Raw genomic sequence first — 20,923 nt, forward strand, 5'->3', positions numbered from 1 at the left:
GATGCTATCCCTCGCCGAGCCGCACCCGGTTGAACAGCAGGAGAACTTCACGGATGCGAACCCGGACTGGACCCAGGGCGCCGGATCCGTAGGATTCGCCACGTGCCGACACCACGAAACAACGGTCCGTTGTACCTCCAGTTCGCCCGCGCCATCCAGGAGCGCATCGACACCGGCGAGTACCCCCCGGGCTCCCGACTGCCGAGCGAGCCGGAGCTGTGCGGGCAGTTCGGAGCCAACCGATTGACCGTCCGCCAGGCGATCGCCGAGCTCGACCGTGCGGGCGCGATCGAGATCCGGCGGGGGGTCGGCACCTTCGTGCGCCGGCCGGTCGTGCGGGCCACGATCGATGTCGACCCGAACAGCGCCCGCCTCGATGTCGGCAGCCAGAGCGTGCCCGTGCCCGTGCGCGGCCTGAAGGGCACCGAGGAACGGGCCGTGGAGGTGTCGGTCGGCTCGGACACGGCGCCCGACCGGCAGGCGGCCGAGCACCTGCGGCTGCCCACGAGCGCGCTGACCCGCATCGACACCGTGATCGTGATCTCCGCCCAGCCCTGGGCCGTGAACAGCTACTGGGTGGCCACGCACCTGCTGCCCACAGGCTTCGCGGAGTCGACGGAGTCGCGGAACACCACGGTGGCGGTGGCCGAGGCGATCGGTATCGAACTTGAATACGACTGGCGCTCGTTCAGCGCGATCGCCGCCGACATCGCCGACGCGCAGCGACTCGACGTCGCGGCCGGCAGTCCGCTGCTCCTGCGCGAGGGGGTCAGCTGCGCACCGGACGGACGGCCGATCCTCTACGTACGCCGGCGGATCTACGGCGAGAACGCCAGCTTCGTGATGCGCTACCGCGAGTGGCGCCAGGCGGACCAGGACTCGGGCGGCGCGGATACCAGCGGCTGAGGCGCACCTCGTTGCGCGGGGACTCTCACCTCCCTCCCGCCACCTCCCTCCCGTCGCAAGTGATCCGGGCCGCATTTGAGGCTGCGACCAGGTGTGACCAGGTGTGACCGGAACAACCGGGACGTCGGGGGCGAGGGCCCGGTGGCCCGGCAGCCTCGGTGAGGCCGCCGGGCCATCGACCCGCTGCGGTCTGCGGCCTCGGACCCTCAGCTGACTCCGGCGGCCCGCAGCGCGGCTTCGACGGCCGCAGCGACGTGTTGCTGACCGACCGCGTTCGGGTGGAACGGCGCGTAGGCGCCGGCGGGGACGAGCGGCTCGATCCAGCGGGTGGACGCGCTCTGGCAGGCGTCGTGCCCGACGCTCGGGGTGTAGGTGTCGACGTAGGTGGCGTCGTTGCTCTGGGCGGCGTGCCGCAGCATGGAGTTGAGGGCCAGTTCGATGCCGTCGAGGTAGGCGGTGTCCTTGGTGGTGAGGGTCAGTTGCGGCCGGCAGTTGCCGCTCTGCGGCAGGATGTCCGGGTAGCCGACGACGAAGACCTTGGCCTGCGGCGAGAGTCGGTGGATCTGCTGGAGGGCCCCGGCGATGTTCGCCTCGTCCGAGGCGATGGCGTCGGCGAAGGTCGATTTGTAGAAGTCCGCGCACGGCGATCCGATGTCGAACACGCTGAGCGCGTCGATGACCTCGCAGCCGCGGACGGCGGTGCTGAAGGTGTTGTTGTCGTTGCCTCCTATGCCCAGGGTGACCACCGATGTGGACGGGGCCAACGCGTCGAACTGCGGCGGTGAGTCCGGCGACTGGGCAAGCGTCATGTCTCGGACCTGCGCGCCGGAGCAGCTGACGTCGGCGAGTTGCAGCCCGAGCTTCCGGGCCACGACGTGGGGGTAGTTGTCGCTGCCCTGGCGGCAGGCGGACGGTGTGCCGGGGGCGAGGGTGGTCAGTGTTCCGACGGCGGTGTAGGAGTCGCCCAGGGCGACATAGGCGCCCTGGATCGGGGACGCCTGGGCCGGGTTGGCCAGGGCCAGCGCGGTGGTGAGGGCGAGGCAGGCCGCGGCTGCGACGCCGGCGGTCTTCGTGGGGGTCATCGGGGTCCCTTCCCGTTCTCGTGACTACTGGTCAGAAGGTGTGCGGGCGCCCATGGTTCGAGCAGGCTTCCTTCACCAGGAAGCCGCGCAGGTCCCACCGGGGCCCCGGCAGGACATCTACACATCTAGATGTCGCAGATGCTATCCCTCACCGAGTACCGCCATGTTGAACAGCAGGAGAACTTCACGGAGTTGCTCTCCGACTCCGCGATCAGGGCGCTCGCTGCCGCGAGAAGGCCCACAGCGACTGCCGCGACGGGGAGCGGGGCGGGGTGGGCCGGGAGGGCGGCATGCGTCCCGTGCGCGACAAGCGCCCGTGGGTGCCCATGAGACTGGACGAATGTCTATGAACGAAACGAAAACTGACGAACCGCCATGAACGCTCGGCCTGCTCTGGCGGGTGGTGGAATTTCGACCTCTTCCCGGGGAGGCGGTTTCGCGGACGACGACCGTCCGAGGTCCTCCCGCCAACCGATCACGTCGACTCCGTCCGGCAAGTGCGTTTCGCCGTAGCCGATGGCCAGAGAGGCAGGCAACCCGAGGGCCTCAACGCGGCCCGGCAGTGCCGCATTGGCCGCCAGTGCGGCCAGGTACGGAAGCAGACTCCGCACACGAGCGTCATCCGCGCGGAGCAGGTGCCCACTGGAGGAGGAATCGCAGTCCCTCGTGGGCCGGGGAGCCGGGAGGGGCGGTGTAGGCGATGAGTTGCTGGTCGGGCCGGGTGTCGACGGTGAACTGCTGGACGTCGAGGGTCAGGGGGCCGGCCAGCGGGTGGGCGTAGGTCTTGGTGAGCTGCCGGGGGCCGCGCACCCGGTGGTCGGCCCACCAGGCCCGGAAGTTCGCGTCGCAGGCTGTCAACTCGCCGATCAGTGAAGTGAGTTCACGGTCCTCCGGGTGGCGGCCGACTTCCATGCGCAGCGTGGCGACGCAGTCGCGCGCGGCGCGGGGCCAGTCCGCGTACAGCGCGCGGTAGGCGTCGTCGAGGAAGGTGAGGCGGATCAGGTTGCGCTCCCCGGGGGCGAGTGCGCCGAAGTCGGTGAGCAGGGCAGTGGCCGCGTGGTTCCAGGCCAGGACGTCCAGGCGCCGGTTGAGGACCATGGCGGGGACGTCGTGCATGGTCGCCAGGAGCTGCCGCAGTTGCGGGTCCACGGGCGGGCGGCCGGACGGTGGGGCGGCGGGTGCCGGGGCCGCGTCGGCCAACGCGAAGAGGTAGGCGCGTTCGTCCGGCGCCAGGCGCAGCGCGTCGGCGAGCGCGTCGAGGACCGACCGGGAGACGCGCCGGGTGCGTCCCTGCTCCAGGCGGACGACGTAGTCGACGCTCACGTGGGCGAGCTGCGCCAGTTCCTCGCGGCGCAGGCCCGGCACCCGGCGCAGCCGTCCGTCGTCGGGGAAGCCGGCCCCGTGGGGGTCGAGGGCGGCGCGGCGGGCGCGCAGGAAGTCCCCCAGCTCGTTGTCGCGGGAGGGCTGGTCGCGGACGGTCATGGTTCCAGTGTCCGGCACGGGAGCGGCCTCGTGCCTGGTACCGGCGTGCATAGGCAGCGTCCTCCCTGGCACCCCCGCACACCCCGGCGCCACGGTGGAGGAGCGGCCACCGAAGAGGGCCCCGGAGTCGGCCCCGCGCCGACCCGCCCGTCGCACGACGACCGGAGCAGCACCGTGATCACCGATGTGACCTTCCCCAGCGCCGGCCTGGACCTCGCCGGCCACCTGTACACCCCCGACGACGGCAGCACCGGCAGCCCCCGCCCGGCGATCGTCGTCGGCCACCCCGGCGGCGGGGTGAAGGAGCAGGCCGCCGGCCTGTACGCCCGGCGCCTGGCCGAGCGCGGCTTCGTCACCCTCGCCTTCGATGCCGCCTTCCAGGGCGCGAGCGAGGGCGAGCCGCGCGGCCTGGAGGACCCGGCGCACCGGATCGAGGACCTCAAGGCCGCCGTCTCCTTCCTCACCACCCGCGCCGAGGCCGACCCGGGCCGGATCGGGGCGCTGGGCATCTGCGCCTCCGGCGGCTACGCCCTGGCCGCCGCCTCGACCGACCAGCGGATCAGGGCCGTCGCCACCGTCAGCGCCACCGACATGGCCCGTCAGTTCCGCGACGGCGCCGACGGCACCCAGGATCCGGCCGTCTTCCGGGCCATGCTCGAAGCCGCTGCGGCGGCCCGCACCGCCGAGGCCCGGGGCGGGGGCGTCCGGACCTTCCCGATCTTCCCCGCGACCGAGGAGGAGGCCCACCGCGGCGGCCCGCACGTCCACGACGGCTGGGAGTACTACTGCACGCCCCGCGCCGAACATCCCCGGGCGGCCAAGGCCCTGACCTGGTCAAGCATCGACCGCATCGCGGCCTTCGACACCTTCGCCGCCCTGCCCCTGCTCGCCCCGCGCCCGCTGCTCATGGTCGTCGGCCGCGAGGCGGTGACCGCCTGGATGTGCGTGCGGGCCTTCCAGCGCTCGACCGGACCGAAGGAACTGCACTGGATCGACGGCGCGTCGCACGTCGACCTCTACGACAAGGACGAGTTCGTCACCCCCGCCGTCGCGAGGCTGGCCGGCTTCTTCGGCACCCACCTCGTTGCGGCCGCGTAGCCGCGCCCCGGGCAGCCGGCCGGTCTTCGCGTGCACCGGCGGGCAAGCCCCCGCTGACGGCACCGTCACCGGCTCCCGCCGGCGCCAATGTCCGGGCTCCGGGCGGAAGTTCCGCCTCGGATTGCGGCGCGCCCCGGCGTGCACCACGTCGAGGCGCCCGGAGGAGGGAGATGGTCCGATGGGATCGGAACGCATGCGCGGCCGCCGTGCCGTTGTCGCCCGCGCACCGCACGTGGCAGTGGCGGTGCTGGCCGGGCTCGGCCTGACGGTGGGGCTCACGGCCTCGCCCGCCGCGGCGGCGACGACCGAGGGCAACTGGATCAACGAGGGCGGCCCCGCACGCTCCCCGTCGGCCATGACCGCCCTGTGGCACGACGGCGGGACGTACGAGGCCGCCCGCGGCGAGGACGACCGGATCTGGTGGCGGCACGGGAACGGCGCCTGGCAGCTGATGCCGGGCAACGCCCGCACCCACCTCCCGCCCACGCTGGCGGTCGGCGACGTGGACGCCCGCACCCAGCGCCTGGTCATGTTCCGCGTCGGCGACGACGGCGCCGCCTACTACAGCTTCCTCCAGGACCGGAACACCAACCGGTGGACCGGCTGGAGCAGGGTCCCCGGCGCCCTTTACCTCACCGGCGAGGTCTCGGCGACGTACTCCACCAACGGCATCCAGCTGGCGACCGCGGCCGGCAACAGGCCCTACACCCAGCAGATGGACCTCCGGCCCGGCCGCCCCCTCTTCCGGCCCGACTGGGCGGTCCAGGACATCGACACCCGGGAGCTGCGCCTCAGCGACAGCTTCACCTTCACCGCCGGAGAACAGGAGTTCTACGCCTCGCGGGGCCTGACCAACACGGTCAGCATCGCCCGCACCCGCCCGGGCGACGGCAGGAACGCCCGGTACACCGAACTGCCCGGCGGCGGCAGGTGCGAGTCGGTGGCGATCGGCCGCGGCGGCGATCCCGGGCACCTCGCGACCAGTCCCTTCGACCCGGGCTACGCCGCCCAGCAGAACATGGCCATCGGCTGCATCAGCCCCAACGACCACCAGCTCTACCTCAACCGCTCCACCGACGGCGGCAACGCCTGGTCCGGCTGGTCCCACAGCACCGGCGGCCCCTCCCCCTCCGACGCCGCACCCGAGATCCACGGCTTCCCCGGCGGCGAGGTCTTCGCCGTCCTCTCCTGGGGCAGCGACACCGCCCCCTTCAAACGCCACATGATCGTCATGAAGCGCGTCATGTGACACCCACTCGGGACCAGGATCACCGCACCGGCCCTCCCGGGTGCGGTGGATCGGGAACACGAGCAGCGTGATGATGACGGCGAACGTCCCATCGCCCGTCGCCTCCAGGCGGCGGCTCGACGGACACGGCCCGCCACACGGGGGACGTGGCGGGCCGTGTGGTGGCCGAACGGCCCCAGCGAGCAGGGGTGCTGGGTGGTGAGGCGGTCATTCCGGCCAGATTCCGGAGGAACCGCGGCGGTGGGAGTCCAGCAGGTGGGTGTCGATGATGCCGATGGCTTCCATCAGGGCGTGCATGGTGATCGGGCCGACGAACGCGAACCCCTGCGCGCGCAGGGCCTTGGACAGGGCCTGCGATTCGGGGGAGGTGGTCGGGATCTCGGCGAACGTGCGCGGCCTGGGGGTGTCGAGTGGCTTGAACCCCCACACGAAGTCGGTCAGGCCGCCGTGTTCGCGCAGCCGGACGGTCGCCCGGGCGTTGGCCACGGCCGCGAGGATCTTCGCGCGGTTGCGGACGATCCCGGCGTCGGCCATGAGGCGTTCGACGTCGGTGTCGCCGTAGCCGGCGACCCGGTCGGGGTCGAAGTCGTCGAACGCGGCGCGGAACGCCGGGCGCTTGCGCAGGATCGTCGCCCACGACAGCCCGGCCTGGAAGGCTTCCAGGCTGATGCGTTCGTACAGGCCGCGCTCGTCGCGCACGGGCATGCCCCACTCGGTGTCGTAGTACTCGCGGAGCAGCGGATCGGTGCCGGCCCACGCGGGGCGGGCGAGCCCGTCCTCGCCGATCACCACCCCGGGGTCGACGGGGTGTTCGGGGGCGAGAGCGGGGACGGTGTCGCTGGCCATCGGGGAAGGGTTCCTCGCTGTTCTTCAAAGGGGCAGGGGGTGCCGGGCGTTCGCGGTCGGGCCGCCCGGCCGGGGCGCAGCTAGAAGAGTCGTCCGGCCCGGGTCTCGACCGGCTCCTCCAGGTCCAGCAGGAGCTGCTTGCGCTCCAGTCCGCCGCCGAATCCGGTGAGTTTGCCGCCCGCGCCCACCACTCGGTGGCAGGGGATGACGATGCTCACCGGGTTGCGCCCCACGGCCTGGCCCACGGACTGCGCGAACCCCTTGCTGCCCAGCTCGACCGCGATGTCGCCGTAGGTGATCCGCGCGCCGTACGGGATCTGGCGCAGCTGCGCCCAGACCTGTTCCTGGAACTCGTCGCCGTTCGTCGCCGCCGCGACGTCGAACACCTGCCGCTTTCCGGCGAAGTACTCGTCGAGTTCGCTGCGGGCCTGGGCGAGCACCGGGTCGGCCGAGGTGTCGGCTCGCCGGCCCCACGCCGAGGGCCGGGGCGTGTACCGGTAGCCCGGGAAGTAGAGCCCGATCAGGGCGTTGTCGCCGGCGACGACCAGGAGCCGTCCCACCGGGCTGTCCACGTAGGCGTGCCGGACGTCCATGTCGATCTCCTCTCTGTGCCTGCTGTCTGTGGTGAAGACGCGCGGGCGCACCGAAACGTGAGACACGTTCCGGAAGCAGTCGGCCGGGCGGAACGGCGGGGCGGCCGAAGGCTGTGGCCGGGCAGGATTCCCGAAAGGCGCGTGGATACGCGGGATCACGAGGAGTGCGGGGGTCCTGGGGCAACAGGAGCGCCCCAGGGGGCGGGGCCGACCGCATCGCGCGGCACCTCCGGCAGGTCGGACAGCGCCGTCACCGTGATCTGCCGGGGCCGGGGCCGGGGCCGGTGACCGTGAGGCCGCCGTCGTCGGTGACGATCCAGGTGGCGCCGTTCGCGTCGGCTCCGGTCAGGCCGCGCAGCTGCCGGGCGCCGACCAGGGCCAGCGTGGCGGGGCGGCCGATGGCGGCGGTGGCCAGGGTGCGGTCGGGCCGCCAGGACGTGGACCACAGCAGCCGCCGGGCCACCTGGGCCCAGCCGACCTCCGGGCCGGTCATCACCCACACGTCGGCCGGCGCGTCGGCGAAGTGGCGGGCCTGGCACAGCCAGGAGGCTGCGGTCTCCGGCCAGGTGGTCGTTGCGGCCACGACGCCGCCGGCGGCCTGCCAGGCCCGGGCGATCGCGTCGGCGCCTGCCAGCGCGGCCGGGGTCCGGCCGGAGCCGACGGCGATGCTCCGGGCACCGCGCGCCTGGGCCAGCGCGACCAGCACGGTGACTTCGGTGGCGGTGACTGCCAGGTCGGGGCCCGGCGGTGGGGGGTCGGTCAGCAGGGGGCTGGTCAGGGGATTCATGGGGTGCCTTCTTCGTCAGCGCTCTTCGATGACCGGCAGAGGTCCAGGTGGCGCACCGCGCCCGGCCGGCAGGAGCGGGCGGGCGGGCGCGGTGAATGCGGACAGACCGACGGCGGCCGCCGGGGATGCTAGGCGGCGTCGTGGAAGACCAGGGCCAGGGTGTGCCGGTGCCCGGAGCGGAGCGCCGAGACGCCGTGCCGGACGGGGGCGGCGGACCAGCCGCGCACGGAGCGCACGGGCCGGTCACGGGTGGTGAACACGTAGCCGTGGCCCTGCGGGAGCAGGGTGGCGGTGCCGCGGGACTGGGCGCGGGGGCGCTGCTCGACCAGCAGGAACTCCCCACCGGTGTGGTCGGTGCCGGGCCGGTCCAGGTTGATCACGACCTGCAACGGGAACACCAGGTCGCCGTACAGGTCACGGTGCAGCGCGTTCCAGTCCCCGGCGCCGTAGCGCAGCAGGATCGCGGTGGACTTGGACTGCCCGGCCGCGTGGCACATCTGCAGCCACTCGTCCAGGGTGTCCGGCCACGGCGCGGTGCGGCCGAGCCGTTCCCACCAGGTGCGGGCGATGGGCAGCAGCCGCGGGTACAGGGCCTGCTTGAGCTGCTCGACCGGCTCGGGGTAGGGGGCGTGGAAGTACTTGTACTCGCCGGACCCGAACCGGTGGCGGGCCATGTCGACGGTGGAGCGGAACAGCTCGGGCCGCCCGTACAGGTCCCGGAGCCAGCCGGCCTCGTCCGGGGTGAGCAGCTGCGGCAGCAGCGCGCCTCCGAACGCGTCGAGTTCGGCGGCCACCGCGTCCCAGTCGGCGTTCTCGGCCCGGCCGGCCCACGGCCCGACAGCGGCGTGAGCACCGGGAGCCGTCGTCCCCGTCCTCGCGGTGGTGACGGTGGTGACGGTGGTGGCGGTCATGCCGCGGCCTCCAGTTCCAGTAGTGCGGTCTTGGCCTCCAGGCCGCCGATGTAGCCGCCGAGGGTGCCGTCCGAGCGCAGCACCCGGTGGCAGGGGACGACCACCGGCAGCGGGTTGGTCGCGCAGGCCGTGCCGACCGCCCGCACCGCCTTGGGGCTGCCGACCAGTTCGGCGACCTGGCGGTAGCTGCGGGTCTGGCCGTAGCCGATCTCCGGCAGGTGCTGCTGGACGAGCTGCCGGAAGCCCTTGGACAGGGACAGGTCCAGCGGCAGGTCGAAGGCGCGACGGCGGTGGTCGAAGTACTCGTCGATCTCCCGGGCAGCGGTGTCCAGCCGGCCGGGGGCGCGCAGGACGCGCGGGCTGACCTTGTCGGCCAGGGCCTGAAGGACCTGGTCGTGGCCTTCGACCGCGAAGGCGACACGGACCAGGCCCCGGTCGGTGGCGGCCAGCAGCAGGGGGCCGACCGGGGAGTCGACGACGGTGTAGGCGATGTCGACCAGGGCGGCGGCCTGGGCCTCGGCCTCCAGTCGGCGGTGCAGCCGGGCCAGGGTCCCGGCGTCGACGGGAGCCGACAGCATGCTCAGGACGTCATCGTGGGATCGGGTGCCGCTCATGTAGATGCTCCTCTCGAGGTCGCGCCCGGATAGTGTTTTCGTAGGTTCTTCAGACCGTCCGCCGCCGCCCGGCGCGCCGCCGCGGTGTTCCCGCCCACCACCGCCGCGATCTCGTCGTACGACATCCCGGCCAGATAGCGGAACGTGACCGCCTGCCGCTGCTTGCCGGGAAGACGCCCCACCATCTCCCACAGCTCCCCGTCGTCAGCGCCCGGAATGCCCAACGAGCTGGGCGCCTCCGGCAACTCCTCGGCCGGCAGCGGCCGGCGTCCGGCGGCGCGCAGCGCGTCGATCGCCTTGCGCCGGGCGATCGTCACCAGCCACGCCTCCACGTTCGCCGTCTCCGGCAGCCCCGGCCAGGCCCGCATCGCCGCCAGGAACGTCTCCGACCAGGCGTCGTCTGCGTCGTGTGTCCCCAGCAGCGCCCGGCACACCCGCAGCACGGTCGCGCCGTGCTGCTCGACCGCCTTCTCGAACGGTTCCCTCATCCTCGCCCTGCCGTAGACCTTGAATCCGAACCGATGTGTTCGAGCTCCCGAAACAGCCGGCCGGTCGCGGCCGGCACTGCCCTCCTCCGAGTCCGGCGGCCTCCGCTCGGTTTCTTCGGGTCGTCGCCGTGCCCGGCCGCCTTCTGCACCTGCTGTCCCACCTGGAAGACGGTGCGGGTGCCGAGAACGTGAGATCCGAATTTCACCCGGTGGGAACGTGCCCAGCGCGGGCCTCAGCCGCAGCCACTCCCGTTCATCCGGCGGACGGGTGCAGGACGGGCGCGTACCCGCCGACCAGCACCTGCACTGTCACCGCGGGGGTGAGCACCTCCACCCGAAGGTCCGGGGCGACCGCCCGCGCCGCGCCGTACCCGGCCATCGACCAGGGCCGCCAGCACCCCTGCCGCAGCAGCCCGGCCTCACCGTCCAGGCGGATGAACGCGCCGTCCGGCAGGTCGCCGGCCGCCGCCCGGAAGGTGCGCTGGCGCCCGTCGGGCGTTCGCCGGTCCGCCTGCAGCTTGCTGTCCATCTCCGGCGCGCCGGGAAGGCCACCTCCCAGGGTGTCGGCCCAACTGCGCTGGAACCGCCGGTAGTCCGGGACGCGGCACAGCCCGCACGGCCGGTGCCCGGCGGCAAGGGCCGTGGCCTCGTCGAGGAAGTACAGCTCCGTCAGCCGGCCCGGCTGCCACTGAACCCGCCACCAGTCCTTGAACTCCAGCACGCAGCAGACCCAGGCCCGCGTCGACGGCTTGCGCGTCGGCTGGCCGCCGGCGCCGAGCAGCGAGCCCCGGTTGCCCCAGAACAGCCCCCGCCCCGGGTCGGCCACGAGCTCGCCGTCCGGCCGCACCCGATTGCGTCGGCCCGTACGGACCCGTTCGCCCGCCCCCGGCTGGTTCTCCCGCCTGGTCAAGCCCTCGTCCACCGGCATGATGCGCTCCTCGCCCTGTCGGATGATCGGCAGGCGGGATTGACCGCCGACATGGTGAAGACGCCGACGGCAGGTCAGGCATGCGGCCGGAGTCCGGACGCCCATCGGATCACGATGCGCCCTGGATGTTCCCCGGGTTCCGAGGTGCGTTACCGCGGCAGCTTGGTGGTGCGCTCCGGGCGGACGGCAGGGGACGGACGGCAGGGGACGAACGGCAGGGGACGGACGAAGCACGACAGCACCCGCAGTGACGAGCGGGATCGGCACTCGCCGAGACGGCCTGGACGGCGGGCGGTCAGCGGTGGCCGACGATGACGGAGATGCCCCAGCCGATCGCCGCGAGCACCACCGCGAAGATCAGTGCCGCCAGGGTGGAGCCGACCGGCCCGGCGGCGGGCCGGACGGCGGCGGGCTCGCCGGCCGCGCCGGTCGGGTTGAGCAGGCGCAGGCCGAGGGCGAACAGCGCGGGCAGGCCGGCGCCGGTGAGCAGGCCCACCACGACGATCTTCCACACCGCGTCCAGGTTGATCCAGGAGTTCACGGGCTCACCTCGTCCTTGGCCTTGACCGGCTCCGGCGTCACCGAACCGGTCCACGCGGCGTTGACGTTCTCCGGCGTCACGGCCGGATGGCGGGAGGCGGCAAAGAAGGCGACCGATGCCAGCAGCAGCACGCCGACGATCACCACCACGCCGGCCGTCCCGCCGATCCCGTTCGCGGCCCAGTAGGCCACCGCGCCGGCCAGCGCGGAAGCCGGCAGGGTGAGCAGCCAGGCCGTCACCATCCGGCGGGCGAGCTGCCAGCGCACCACGGCGCCGCTCCTGCCGACCCCCGAGCCCAGGATCGACCCGGTGGCCACGTGCGTGGTGGAGAGCGAGTAGCCGAAGTCGGTGGAGCAGAGGATCACGGCGGCCGAGGCCGACTCGGCGGCCATCCCCTGCGGCGGTTCGATCTCCACCAGCCCCTTGCCCAGGGCCCGGATCACCCGCCAGCCGCCGATGTAGGTGCCCAGGGCGATCGCCAGCGCACAGGAGAGGATCACCCAGTCCGGTGCCTTCGCCCCGGTGGGCAGGGTGCCGTTGGCGATCAGGGCGAGGGTGATGGCGCCCATGGTCTTCTGCGCGTCGTTGGTGCCGTGGGCGAGCGAGACCATGGAGGCCGAGCCGATCTGGCCGAGCCGGAAGCCGCGCCCACGCGGTCCTTCGGGCACGTCGCGGGTGAGGCGGTAGACCAGGAGGGTGCCGACCACGGCCACCCCACCGGCGATGAACGGCGACAGCGCCGCGGGCACGATCACCTTGGAGACCAGCCCCTGCCACTTGACGGCCGAGGCCCCGGCGGCCGCCACCGTCGCCCCGACCATCCCGCCGATCAGCGCGTGCGAGGAGCTGGAGGGGATGCCGAGGTACCAGGTGGCCAGGTTCCACAGGATGCTGCCGACCAGACCGGCGCACACCACCGTCAAGGTCACCTCCCCCGTGGCGACCAGGCCGTTGGCGATGGTGGCCGCCACGGCGGTCGACAGGAACGCGCCCACCAGGTTCAGCACCGCCGACACCGCGACCGCGACGCGCGGCGGCAGGGCGCCGGTGACGATCGAGGTCGCCATCGCGTTGCCGGTGTCGTGGAAGCCGTTGGTGAAGTCGAAGCCCAGCGCCGTGGCGACCATCAGCGCCAGGACCGCGTCGTTGCCGGTCACGGACCCGAACCTAGCCCGCGCACCGGCCGAGGCGGCGGCCGACCCGCCCTGCCCCAGGGCCCGGCATCCCGTTCGTCCGGTTGCGGGGCCCTCAGTACCGATGCTCTCCTGCAAGAGCCGGCCGGCGTGACGATCGGAACCGATGTGCCGTCCCCCGTCGCCGTCCCGCCCCACGAGGCTGCCGGCCGGCCGGACCGAGACCCGTCCCTGCAAGCCCTGAGGCCCTGACGCCCCGGGTGAAAGCGTTGGCACCCATGGCTGAGCACTCCACCGTCCGCACCGTGACGTACGACCTGCTGCGCACGCTCGGACTCACCACGGTCTTCGGGAATCCGGGCTCCACCGAGGAGCCGTTCCTCCAGGACTTCCCCGCGGACTTCGCCTACGTCCTCGCGCTCCAGGAGGCGTCCGCCCTCGCGATGGCCGACGCCTTCGCCCAGGTCACCGGCCGCCCCGCGCTGGTCAACCTGCACTCCTCGGCCGGCACCGGCAACGCGCTGGGCAACCTGGTCGCGGCCCACCACGGGAACACGCCCCTGATCGTCACCGCCGGCCAGCAGCACCGGGAGCTGGTGATCGGCGAGCCGTACCTCGGCAACCGCGAGGCCACCCAGCTGCCGAAACCCTGGGTGAAGTGGTCCTACGAGCCGGCCTGCGCCGAGGACGTCCCCGAGGCCTTCATGCGCGCCTACGCTCAGGCGCTCCAGCCGCCCGCCGGCCCGGTCTACCTGTCGATCCCGATGGACGACTGGAAGCGGCCGCTGTCCGGCTTCACCCGGGTGCGGACGGTGAGCGAGCGGGTGGCCCCCGACCCCGGGCGGCTGCGCGCCTTCGCCGAGCGCATCACCGCCAGCCGCCGGCCCGCGCTCGTCTTCGGGCCCGAGGTCGACCGCAGCGGCGGCTGGGACGCAGCCGTCGCCCTGGCGGAGAGGCTGCGCGCCGCCGTCTACGGCGCCCCGCTGGGGGACCGCGTCTCCTTCCCCGAGGACCACCCGCTCTTCGCCGGCCCGCTGGGCATGTCGGTGAAGACCATCAGCGACCGGCTGGCCGGGCACGACCTGGTGGTGGTGATCGGCGCGGAGGTGTTCCGCTACTACCCGTACGTGCCCGGCGACTACCTCCCCCCGGGCACCGGGCTGCTCCAGATCACCGGCGACCCGGAGGCGGCCGCGGCCGCGAGGGTCGGCGACAGTCTGCTCGGCGATCCCCGGCGGGCTATCGAACTGCTGCTGGACCTGGTCGAGGAAGGATCCGCCCGCACCGCTCCGGAGCCGATGCCGCGGCCCCGCGTGCTGCCGTCCGCCCCGGGCCGGCCGCTCACCCCGCCGGAGGTCTACGCCGCCCTGAGCAGGGTCCGCCCGCCGGACGCGGTCATCGTCAACGAGTCGACCTCGACCATGGCGCAGCAGCTCGAATGGCTGCCCACCACCCGGTCGGGCTCGTTCTTCGCCACGGCCAGCGGAGGCATCGGCTGGGCCGTCCCGGCCGCGGTCGGCGTCGCGCTGGCCGACCGGGAACGGGGGACGCGGCGCCCGGTGATCGGCCTGATCGGCGACGGCTCCTTCCAGTACTCCGTGCAGGCCCTCTACACGGCGGCCCGGCACCGCCTCCCGATCGTCTACGTGGTGATGCGCAACCACGAGTACTCGATCCTGAAGTCGTTCGCCCTGCTGGAGGACACCCCCGGGGTGCCCGGGCTCGACCTGCCCGGACTGGACATCGCCTCGGTGGCCCGCGGCTTCGGGTGCCACGCCGTCGACGTGGAGACCACCGAGGACCTGGAGCGGGAGTTCACCGCCGCCCTGACCGCCGACACCCCCACCGTCATCGTCGTTCCCACCCGGCCCCAGCAGGCCGCGCTGTAGCCTGCGCGGCGGGGCCGGGCCGGGCGGCAGGAGCACCTCGGCGACCAGCAGGGGAAGGTGTCCGACAGCCGGGCACCTCCCCCTTTCGGCACCACGGACCCCTCCGTCTTCCGCCATCGACCGCCCGCGCACGATCGCCGCTGCGGGCGGCTGGTGCGCTCGCGGAACGGGGCCGGTGCGCTGTGGGCCAAGTCCGGCACCACCCCTGCGCCTAACGTCACGTCAGGAGCCCGAACGGGGCGGGGCTGTGGCCCCGGCCCAATCGGAAGTCTCCACCCGCCGTCCGCACCCGGGCAACGGGTCGATCCCCTGACAGGAGGCCGTCGAGGTGCCTGCAATACCCGTCGGTGGGCTGGTCCCCCGCGCCGTCGAGGACGCCGCCGAGAACGCCGCCGATGTCGTCGTCCGCAACGCGAAGATCCACACCGGCGACGCCCGCCGCCCCCAGGCCGGCGCCCTCGCCATCCGCGACGGCGTGATCACCGTCGTCGGGGACGACCCGGACGTCGCCCCGGCCATCGGCCCGTCCACCGTCGTGGTCGACGCGCTGGGCCGACGGGTGGTGCCCGGCCTCAACGACGCGCACCTGCACGTGATCCGGGGCGGCCTCAACTACGTCCTGGAGCTGCGCTGGGACGGCGTGCCATCGCTGCGCCGGGCGCTGGCGATGCTGCGGGAGCAGGCCGCCCGCACCCCCAGGGGGCAGTGGGTGCGGGTCGTCGGCGGCTGGTCGGCCGAGCAGTTCGCCGAGCGGCGGCTCCCGACGCCCGCCGAGCTGAACGAGGCGGCGCCGGACACCCCGGTGTTCGTCCTCCACCTCTACCAGTCGGCGATCCTCAACCGCGCCGCCCTGCGCGCCGTCGGCTACACCCGCGACACCCCGGACCCGAAGGGCGGCCAGATCGTCCGGGGCCGCGGCGGCGAGCCGAACGGCATGCTGCTGGCGGCGCCGAGCGCCCTGGTCCTCTACTCCACGCTGGCCAAGGCCCCGGCGCTGGAGGGCGAGGACCGTGCGACCTCCACCCGGCACTTCCTGCGCGAGCTGAACCGCTTCGGGCTGACCTCCGCGATCGACGCCGCCGGCGGCTTCCAGAGCTTCCCCGAGAACTACGCCACGGTGACCGAACTCGCCCGCGAGGGCCTGCTCACGCTCCGCATCGCCTACCACCTGTTCCCGCAGACCCCCGGCCAGGAGCTCGACGACCTCACCCGTTGGATCGAGACGGTCCGCCCCGGGGACGGCGACGCCTGGCTGCGGCTGAACGGCGCCGGCGAGAACCTCACCTGGGCCGCCGCCGACTTCGAGAACTTCGCCGAGCCACGCCCCGAACTCGGCCCCTACGAAGGCGAGTTCGAGAAGGCCGTCCGCCTGCTGACGGAGCACGGCTGGGGCTTTCGGCTGCACGCGACCTACGACGAGACGATCCGGCGCGACCTCGCGGTGTTCGAGAAGCTCGCCGCCGAGGGGCTCTTCCCGGCCGGGAACCGGTGGCTCTTCGACCACGCGGAGACCGTCTCCCGGGACAGCCTGGACCGGATCGCGGCCCTCGGCGGCTCGCTGTCGGTGCAGAACCGGCTGTCCTTCCAGGGCGAGGTGTTCACCCGCCGCCACGGCATCGGCGCCGCCGCCGAGGCCCCGCCGATCCGCGCGATGCTGGAGCGCGGCCTGACGGTGGCCGCCGGTACGGACGCCACCCGGGTGTCCTCGTACAACCCCTGGGTCGCCCTGCACTGGCTGGTCTCCGGGCGCACGGTCGGCGGGTCGGCGATCCGGCCGCCGCAGAACCGGGTGGACCGGGCGACCGCGCTCGCGATGTACACCACGGCCGGCGCCGCCCTCACCGGCGAGCAGGACGTCAAGGGCGTGCTGCGGACCGGCTGCTACGGCGACCTGGCCGTCCTGTCCGAGGACTACTTCACCGTGCCGGAGCCGGAGATCCCGTCCATCGAGTCCCTGCTGACGGTCGTCGGCGGCCGGATCGTCCACGCGGCGGCCGAGTACGAGGGCATGGACGAGGAGCTCCCGCCGGTCAGCCCCGGCTGGAGCCCGGTCGCCCACTTCGGCGGCTACCAGGCCTCCGGTCGCACCTCCGGCGCGGGCGCCCGCCAGGCGGAGCTGCTCGGCGAGGTCGTCACCGAGTCGCAGCTGCACCACCGCTGGCGGGTCGCGCGCGGCCTGGCGGACGAGCACCACCAGCCGTTCGACCCCTGCTTCCTCCTCTGATCCACCTCCCCCGGCCCCTGATCCACCTCCCCCGCCCCCGCGCGGAGCACCGCGCTGGGGCCCTGCCGAGACACACCGAAGGGAACCCCCTCATGGTCGACCTCACCCAGGTCAGCCCCACCCCGAGCCCCGACCTGCTGACCCCCGACAACGCCGTGGTGCTGTTCGTGGACCACCAGCCGCAGATGTTCTTCGGCACCGGCAGCGGCGACCGCACCGCGATCGTCAACGCCACCGTCGGCCTCGCCAAGGCCGCCCGGGCCTTCGAGGTGCCGACCGTCCTGACCACCGTCGCCGCCGAGTCCTTCTCCGGCCCGCTGCTGCCGCCGCTGGCGGCGGTGTTCCCCAAGGCCGAGGTCCTCGACCGCACCTCGATGAACGCCTGGGAGGACGCGGCGGTCGTCGAGGCGGTCAAGGCCACCGGGCGCGGCAAGGTCGTCATCGCCGGCCTGTGGACCGAGGTCTGCCTGGTCCTGCCGGTGCTGTCCATGATCGACCAGGGCTACGAGGTCTACGTCGTCACCGACGCCTCCGGCGGCGTCTCCCCGCAGGCCCACGAGCACGCGATCCAGCGGATGACGCAGGCCGGCGCGGTGCCGGTCACCTGGGTCCAGGTGCTGCTGGAGCTCCAGCGCGACTGGGCCCGGACGGAGACGTACGGCGTGGTCACGGAGATCGTCAAGGAGCACGGCGGCGCGTACGGCCTCGGGATCGTCTACGCCCAGGCCGTCATCGGCGAGCACGCCGCCGGCTGACACCCACCACCGACGCTCCGTCAGAACAGGGACCAGGGACAGGACACGATGGATACCGGACTGCTGATCCTCCGCGTGGTGGTGGGCCTGCTCATCGCCGGGCACGGGGTACAGAAGGTGAGCCACCGCCTCGGGGGCAACGGCCTCGCCGGCGGGACGGAGGAGTTCCGGCACGACGGCTTCCGCGGCGGGACGCTCACCGCGCTCGCCGCGGGCGCCGGGCAGGTCGGTTCGGGCCTGTTCCTGGCCCTGGGCGCGCTCACCCCGCCGGCGGCCATGGTCGCCATGGGGGTGATGACGGTGGCGATGACCGTCAAGCTGCCGCACGGGCTCTGGGTGCAGGACGACGGCTACGAGTACCCGCTGGTGCTGGTCGTCGTCGCGGGATCCCTCGCCCTCACCGGCCCGGGCCGGTGGTCCGTGGACCACGCCGTCGGCCTGACCGCCTGGCCGCTCTGGCTGTCGGTCGCGGCCGCCGTGCTCGGCCCGGCGAGCGGGCTGCTCACCCGGGTGGTCCTGCACCACCCGCCCGCGCCCGAGGAGGCGGCCGCCGTTGCGCGCCCTGCTGACTGACGCCCTGCGCACCCTCGCCCCGCCGCGCACCGACCGGCACGGGCCCCTCCCCCCGCTGATGCTGCTGCTGACGGTGGCGACCGGGGTGGTCGACGCCGTGAGCTACCTCGGCCTCGGGCACGTCTTCGTCGCCAACATGACCGGCAACGTGGTCTTCCTCGGCTTCGCCCTGGCCGGTGCCCCGGGTCTGTCGGCCACCGCCTCACTCGTCTCGCTGGCCTCCTTCCTGGCCGGCGCACTCGTCGGCGGACGGCTCGGCAGCCGGTCGGCCGCCCACCGCGGACGCCTGCTGGCCGTGGCCGTCGGCGTCCAGACGGCCCTGACGGCCGCGGCGGCCGCCACCGCCGCGGCCGGCGGCGCCGACTACGTCCTGATCGTCCTGCTGGGCCTGGGCATGGGCCTGCAGAACGCGGTCGCCCGGCGGCTCGCCGTACCCGACCTGACCACCACCGTCCTCACCCTCACCCTGACCGGCCTCGCCGCCGACTCGACGGCGGCCGGCGGCACGGCGCCGCGCCCGGGCCGCCGGATCCTCTCCGCCCTGGCGATGCTGCTCGGCGGCCTCGCCGGCGCGGCGCTGGTCCTGCACGGGCGGCCCGCCGCGGCCCTCGCCCTGGCCGCCCTGCTGCTCCTCGGCACGGCGCTGGCCGCCCACCGGCTCTCGGCCGCCGACGGCCCCGACGCCCCCTGGGCCGCGCCGACAGTCTGAGCAACCCACCGCACCGTCACAACGTCAGAACATCAGGAGCTTCCCCATGATGCGACGCTTCGCCCGACGCCTCGTCCCGCTCGCCGCGGCGATCGCCGCGCTGACGGCCCTGCCCGCCGCCTCGGCGGCCCAGCCCGCACCGGCCAGCCGCCACACCTTCGCCGTCGGCCCGCAGTACGACTCCACCCACGTGTACGTCGAACCGGGCACCGAGCAGGCGTTCGCGGCCAGTTGGGTGGCCACCTTCGGCGGCAGCACGATCGGGCCGAACGCCACCCAGGTGACGCCCACGCCCAGCCGGACGCTCTCCGAGCTGGTGCTCTCCCCGGTCGGCACGCTGTCGGTGTTCGACTACACCACGCCCGTCCCGTACCCGTTCGGCACCGAGCGCACCGGCTGGCTGGTCACCGACCTCGACCAGGCGGTCCGCGCCGCCCGCGCCGACGGAGCCGCCGTCACCGTGGCGCCGTTCGCCGACCCGATCGGCCGGGACGCCGTCGTCCAGTTCCCCGGCGGCGTCAGTGCCCAGCTCTACGTGCACACCACCCCGCCGTCCTACCCCGAGTTGGCCAGCGTGCCGGAGAACCGGCTCTACCTGTCACCGGACGCGGTGGGCGCCTTCCTGCACAGCTTCCTCGCCTTCACCCAGGGCCGGATCGTCTCCGACGACCGCCGGGCCGACGGCGCCGCGATCGGACTGCCCGGCACCGCCTACCGGCTCGTCCGCCTCACCTCCGGCTTCGGCACCACGACGGTCGCCGTGACGGACGGCCACCTGCCGTACCCGTTCGGCCAGGAGCTCACCGGCTACGGCGTGGCGGACCTCGGCGCCACCCTGGAGCGGGCGAAGGCCGCCGGCGCCTCGGTGCTGTCGGGCCCGGTCCGGGCGGGCGGCCGGGACACCGCGATGGTGCGGTTCCCCGGCGGCTACGTCGCGGAGCTGCACAACGGCCGGTGAGCGGCGGGGGCGGTCACACCGCGATGCCGTACCCCGCCGGCCGGGCGGCCGGGACCGGCTGCCCGGCCGGCCGCACCGCGCTTCCCCGGGCCGGGCCCGCCAGTGCGCACGCCTGCCACTCGCGCGGCGAGACCCCGTAGGCGGCCCGGAAGGCCCGGCTGAAGTGACTGGCGCTCACGAAGCCCCACCGGCCGGCGACCGCCGCCACGGTCGCCCGGCCCGCGTTCGGACGCCCCAGGTCCCGGCGGGACATGTCCAGCCGCTGGCGCTGGATCCAGCGGGCCACCGTCACCCCCTCGAAGCGGAAGAGCTTGTGCAGGTACCGCACCGACACGTGATGGGCCCCGGCGATCCGCTCCGGCGAGAGGTCCCGGTCCCCCAGGTGGCGCAGGATGTGGTCCTTCACCCGGGCCAGGGTGGCCAGGGCCGCCTCGGGCGCCTCCGGGGCGGACCGGCCGCGCCGTTCGTGGGCCAGCACCGCGAGCAGGTCGAGCGCCGTGGCGGCGAGCCGGCGGGCCACCTGCGGCTCCATCGAACCGGCGGACCGGGAGAGGCACTCCAGGTAGGCGGCCACCAGGCGGGCGGTGTCGTCGCGGGTGTCGAAGGCCGTCGCGGTCAGCACCCGCAGGTCCTCCTCGGTGACGCCCACCGCCGAGCGCGGCCAGTGGAACGCCGTGAAGACGAACGGCTCCGGCAGCTCCTTGACGAACGGCCTCCCGGCGTCCGAGATCGCGAAGGCGCCCGGGCGCAGCTCCACCTGGCGGCCGTCCTGGGCCAGCCGGGCGGTGCCACGGTGGTGGAGCGCCAGGGTGAGGTGGTCCCCCCCGCCGCGGGCGATCAGGCCCGCGCTGCGCTCGACCCGCTGCGGTCCGGCCCGGACCAGGGAGACCTGCACGGCGCCCAGGCGGTGGCTGGTGATCGCCGCGGGCGCGGGCGCGTCCTCGTGCAGGGCGACGTCGAGCGGGATGAAGGTGCGGGAGACGGCCTCGTGCCAGTACTCGGCGCGGTCGGCGGCCGGTACCCCTGCGGTGTCGAGGACGACGGACATCTGTACTCCTCTTCGGATGTACTTCTCTTCGGAGGGCCGGCCGATCAGGGCCCACCAGGAACGGCTGTGCGGGGCGAGGTGCACGGTGTCGACCGCCTGGACGGTGGCC

At 73.7% G+C, this 20,923-nt stretch carries 21 protein-coding genes; 9 read left to right on the top strand and 12 right to left on the bottom strand.

What is annotated here, in order from left to right:
• The first annotated feature begins 102 nt into the window (after positions 1–102).
• Positions 103–906 (top strand): GntR family transcriptional regulator, encoded by an 804-nt coding sequence (locus ACFWPI_RS01420; protein ID WP_079136488.1) that lies wholly within the window; start codon positions 103–105, stop codon positions 904–906.
• Positions 907–1,112: 206 nt separating this feature from the next.
• Here the strand turns inward: ACFWPI_RS01420 and ACFWPI_RS01425 are convergent, their stop codons facing one another.
• Together ACFWPI_RS01425 and ACFWPI_RS01430 are read right to left on the bottom strand one after the other, a co-directional pair.
• Entirely contained in the window at positions 1,113–1,988 is an 876-nt protein-coding gene (locus ACFWPI_RS01425; protein WP_380376262.1) for an SGNH/GDSL hydrolase family protein, read from the bottom strand.
• 618 nt (positions 1,989–2,606) lie between these two features.
• Positions 2,607–3,470, bottom strand: a complete 864-nt coding sequence (locus tag ACFWPI_RS01430; RefSeq protein WP_380376259.1) for a helix-turn-helix transcriptional regulator — start codon at positions 3,468–3,470, stop codon at positions 2,607–2,609.
• Between the two features lie 174 nt (positions 3,471–3,644).
• On the opposite strand from ACFWPI_RS01430, the gene ACFWPI_RS01435 reads away from it, so the two are divergent.
• On the top strand, positions 3,645–4,568 hold the full coding sequence (locus tag ACFWPI_RS01435) for an alpha/beta hydrolase (protein WP_380376256.1): 924 nt from the start codon (positions 3,645–3,647) through the stop codon (positions 4,566–4,568).
• A 178-nt stretch (positions 4,569–4,746) separates the two neighbouring features.
• A complete protein-coding gene (locus ACFWPI_RS01440; protein ID WP_380376254.1) occupies positions 4,747–5,817 on the top strand; it encodes a hypothetical protein in 1,071 nt (356 codons plus the stop codon).
• Between the two features lie 207 nt (positions 5,818–6,024).
• Here ACFWPI_RS01440 and ACFWPI_RS01445 read toward each other — a convergent pair whose 3' ends face one another.
• From ACFWPI_RS01445 to ACFWPI_RS01485, 9 genes are all read right to left on the bottom strand, one after another.
• The gene (locus ACFWPI_RS01445) at positions 6,025–6,663 is read right to left on the bottom strand and encodes a DNA-3-methyladenine glycosylase I (protein WP_380376251.1); all 639 of its coding nucleotides are present in this window, start codon (positions 6,661–6,663) and stop codon (positions 6,025–6,027) included.
• An 80-nt stretch (positions 6,664–6,743) separates the two neighbouring features.
• The gene (locus tag ACFWPI_RS01450; protein WP_380376249.1) at positions 6,744–7,256 is read right to left on the bottom strand and encodes a methylated-DNA--[protein]-cysteine S-methyltransferase; all 513 of its coding nucleotides are present in this window, start codon (positions 7,254–7,256) and stop codon (positions 6,744–6,746) included.
• Between the two features lie 250 nt (positions 7,257–7,506).
• Positions 7,507–8,043, bottom strand: a complete 537-nt coding sequence (locus tag ACFWPI_RS01455; RefSeq protein ID WP_380376247.1) for a hypothetical protein — start codon at positions 8,041–8,043, stop codon at positions 7,507–7,509.
• Positions 8,044–8,171: 128 nt separating this feature from the next.
• Positions 8,172–8,954 (bottom strand): 2OG-Fe(II) oxygenase, encoded by a 783-nt coding sequence (locus ACFWPI_RS01460; protein ID WP_380376244.1) that lies wholly within the window; start codon positions 8,952–8,954, stop codon positions 8,172–8,174.
• A complete protein-coding gene (locus tag ACFWPI_RS01465) occupies positions 8,951–9,568 on the bottom strand; it encodes a methylated-DNA--[protein]-cysteine S-methyltransferase (protein WP_380376241.1) in 618 nt (205 codons plus the stop codon). The genes ACFWPI_RS01460 and ACFWPI_RS01465 overlap by 4 nt, the downstream gene beginning before the upstream one ends.
• Positions 9,565–10,056 carry an RNA polymerase sigma factor gene (locus ACFWPI_RS01470; RefSeq protein WP_380376238.1) on the bottom strand — a complete coding sequence of 164 codons (492 nt, stop codon included), beginning with the start codon at positions 10,054–10,056 and terminating at the stop codon, positions 9,565–9,567. The genes ACFWPI_RS01465 and ACFWPI_RS01470 overlap by 4 nt, the downstream gene beginning before the upstream one ends.
• A 253-nt stretch (positions 10,057–10,309) precedes the next feature.
• The gene (locus ACFWPI_RS01475) at positions 10,310–10,984 is read right to left on the bottom strand and encodes a hypothetical protein (RefSeq protein WP_380376235.1); all 675 of its coding nucleotides are present in this window, start codon (positions 10,982–10,984) and stop codon (positions 10,310–10,312) included.
• Between the two features lie 295 nt (positions 10,985–11,279).
• Entirely contained in the window at positions 11,280–11,525 is a 246-nt protein-coding gene (locus ACFWPI_RS01480) for a hypothetical protein (protein WP_380376232.1), read from the bottom strand.
• Positions 11,522–12,682: an anion permease gene (locus ACFWPI_RS01485; RefSeq protein WP_380376230.1), complete on the bottom strand. Its 1,161-nt coding sequence runs from the start codon at positions 12,680–12,682 to the stop codon at positions 11,522–11,524. Before ACFWPI_RS01485 ends, ACFWPI_RS01480 begins: the two co-directional genes overlap by 4 nt.
• 254 nt (positions 12,683–12,936) lie before the next feature.
• On the opposite strand from ACFWPI_RS01485, the gene mdlC reads away from it, so the two are divergent.
• The 6 genes from mdlC to ACFWPI_RS01515 all read left to right on the top strand — a co-directional run bounded on the left by mdlC (position 12,937) and on the right by ACFWPI_RS01515 (position 19,766).
• On the top strand, positions 12,937–14,547 hold the full coding sequence (gene mdlC / locus ACFWPI_RS01490) for a benzoylformate decarboxylase (protein WP_380376227.1): 1,611 nt from the start codon (positions 12,937–12,939) through the stop codon (positions 14,545–14,547).
• 328 nt (positions 14,548–14,875) lie between these two features.
• Positions 14,876–16,771 carry an amidohydrolase gene (locus ACFWPI_RS01495; protein ID WP_380376224.1) on the top strand — a complete coding sequence of 632 codons (1,896 nt, stop codon included), beginning with the start codon at positions 14,876–14,878 and terminating at the stop codon, positions 16,769–16,771.
• Between the two features lie 92 nt (positions 16,772–16,863).
• A complete protein-coding gene (locus ACFWPI_RS01500; RefSeq protein WP_063352131.1) occupies positions 16,864–17,526 on the top strand; it encodes a hydrolase in 663 nt (220 codons plus the stop codon).
• Between the two features lie 48 nt (positions 17,527–17,574).
• Positions 17,575–18,099: a DoxX family protein gene (locus ACFWPI_RS01505; protein ID WP_380376222.1), complete on the top strand. Its 525-nt coding sequence runs from the start codon at positions 17,575–17,577 to the stop codon at positions 18,097–18,099.
• The gene (locus ACFWPI_RS01510; protein ID WP_380376219.1) at positions 18,080–18,808 is read left to right on the top strand and encodes a YoaK family protein; all 729 of its coding nucleotides are present in this window, start codon (positions 18,080–18,082) and stop codon (positions 18,806–18,808) included. The genes ACFWPI_RS01505 and ACFWPI_RS01510 overlap by 20 nt, the downstream gene beginning before the upstream one ends.
• Before the next feature lie 46 nt (positions 18,809–18,854).
• Positions 18,855–19,766 (top strand): VOC family protein, encoded by a 912-nt coding sequence (locus ACFWPI_RS01515; protein WP_380376217.1) that lies wholly within the window; start codon positions 18,855–18,857, stop codon positions 19,764–19,766.
• 13 nt (positions 19,767–19,779) lie between these two features.
• On the opposite strand, the gene ACFWPI_RS01520 is transcribed toward ACFWPI_RS01515, so the two are convergent.
• Complete coding sequence (locus ACFWPI_RS01520; protein WP_380376215.1) at positions 19,780–20,814, bottom strand: helix-turn-helix domain-containing protein; 1,035 nt, start codon at positions 20,812–20,814, stop codon at positions 19,780–19,782.
• Positions 20,815–20,923 lie beyond the last annotated feature (109 nt).

The sequence above is a fragment of the Kitasatospora sp. NPDC058492 genome, assembly GCF_042720685.1.
Classification (GTDB): domain Bacteria; phylum Actinomycetota; class Actinomycetes; order Streptomycetales; family Streptomycetaceae; genus Kitasatospora.

Coding starts and splice junctions, on each gene's coding strand:
- ACFWPI_RS01425 (WP_380376262.1), bottom strand. CDS start 1,988: ATGACCCCCACGAAGACCGCCGGCGTCGCAGCCGCGGCCTGCCTCGCC.
- ACFWPI_RS01450 (WP_380376249.1), bottom strand. CDS start 7,256: ATGGACGTCCGGCACGCCTACGTGGACAGCCCGGTGGGACGGCTCCTG.
- ACFWPI_RS01440 (WP_380376254.1), top strand. CDS start 4,747: ATGGGATCGGAACGCATGCGCGGCCGCCGTGCCGTTGTCGCCCGCGCA.
- ACFWPI_RS01515 (WP_380376217.1), top strand. CDS start 18,855: ATGATGCGACGCTTCGCCCGACGCCTCGTCCCGCTCGCCGCGGCGATC.
- ACFWPI_RS01455 (WP_380376247.1), bottom strand. CDS start 8,043: ATGAATCCCCTGACCAGCCCCCTGCTGACCGACCCCCCACCGCCGGGC.
- ACFWPI_RS01500 (WP_063352131.1), top strand. CDS start 16,864: ATGGTCGACCTCACCCAGGTCAGCCCCACCCCGAGCCCCGACCTGCTG.
- ACFWPI_RS01520 (WP_380376215.1), bottom strand. CDS start 20,814: ATGTCCGTCGTCCTCGACACCGCAGGGGTACCGGCCGCCGACCGCGCC.
- ACFWPI_RS01470 (WP_380376238.1), bottom strand. CDS start 10,056: ATGAGGGAACCGTTCGAGAAGGCGGTCGAGCAGCACGGCGCGACCGTG.
- ACFWPI_RS01505 (WP_380376222.1), top strand. CDS start 17,575: ATGGATACCGGACTGCTGATCCTCCGCGTGGTGGTGGGCCTGCTCATC.
- ACFWPI_RS01475 (WP_380376235.1), bottom strand. CDS start 10,984: ATGCCGGTGGACGAGGGCTTGACCAGGCGGGAGAACCAGCCGGGGGCG.
- mdlC (WP_380376227.1), top strand. CDS start 12,937: ATGGCTGAGCACTCCACCGTCCGCACCGTGACGTACGACCTGCTGCGC.
- ACFWPI_RS01445 (WP_380376251.1), bottom strand. CDS start 6,663: ATGGCCAGCGACACCGTCCCCGCTCTCGCCCCCGAACACCCCGTCGAC.
- ACFWPI_RS01430 (WP_380376259.1), bottom strand. CDS start 3,470: ATGACCGTCCGCGACCAGCCCTCCCGCGACAACGAGCTGGGGGACTTC.
- ACFWPI_RS01460 (WP_380376244.1), bottom strand. CDS start 8,954: ATGACCGCCACCACCGTCACCACCGTCACCACCGCGAGGACGGGGACG.
- ACFWPI_RS01465 (WP_380376241.1), bottom strand. CDS start 9,568: ATGAGCGGCACCCGATCCCACGATGACGTCCTGAGCATGCTGTCGGCT.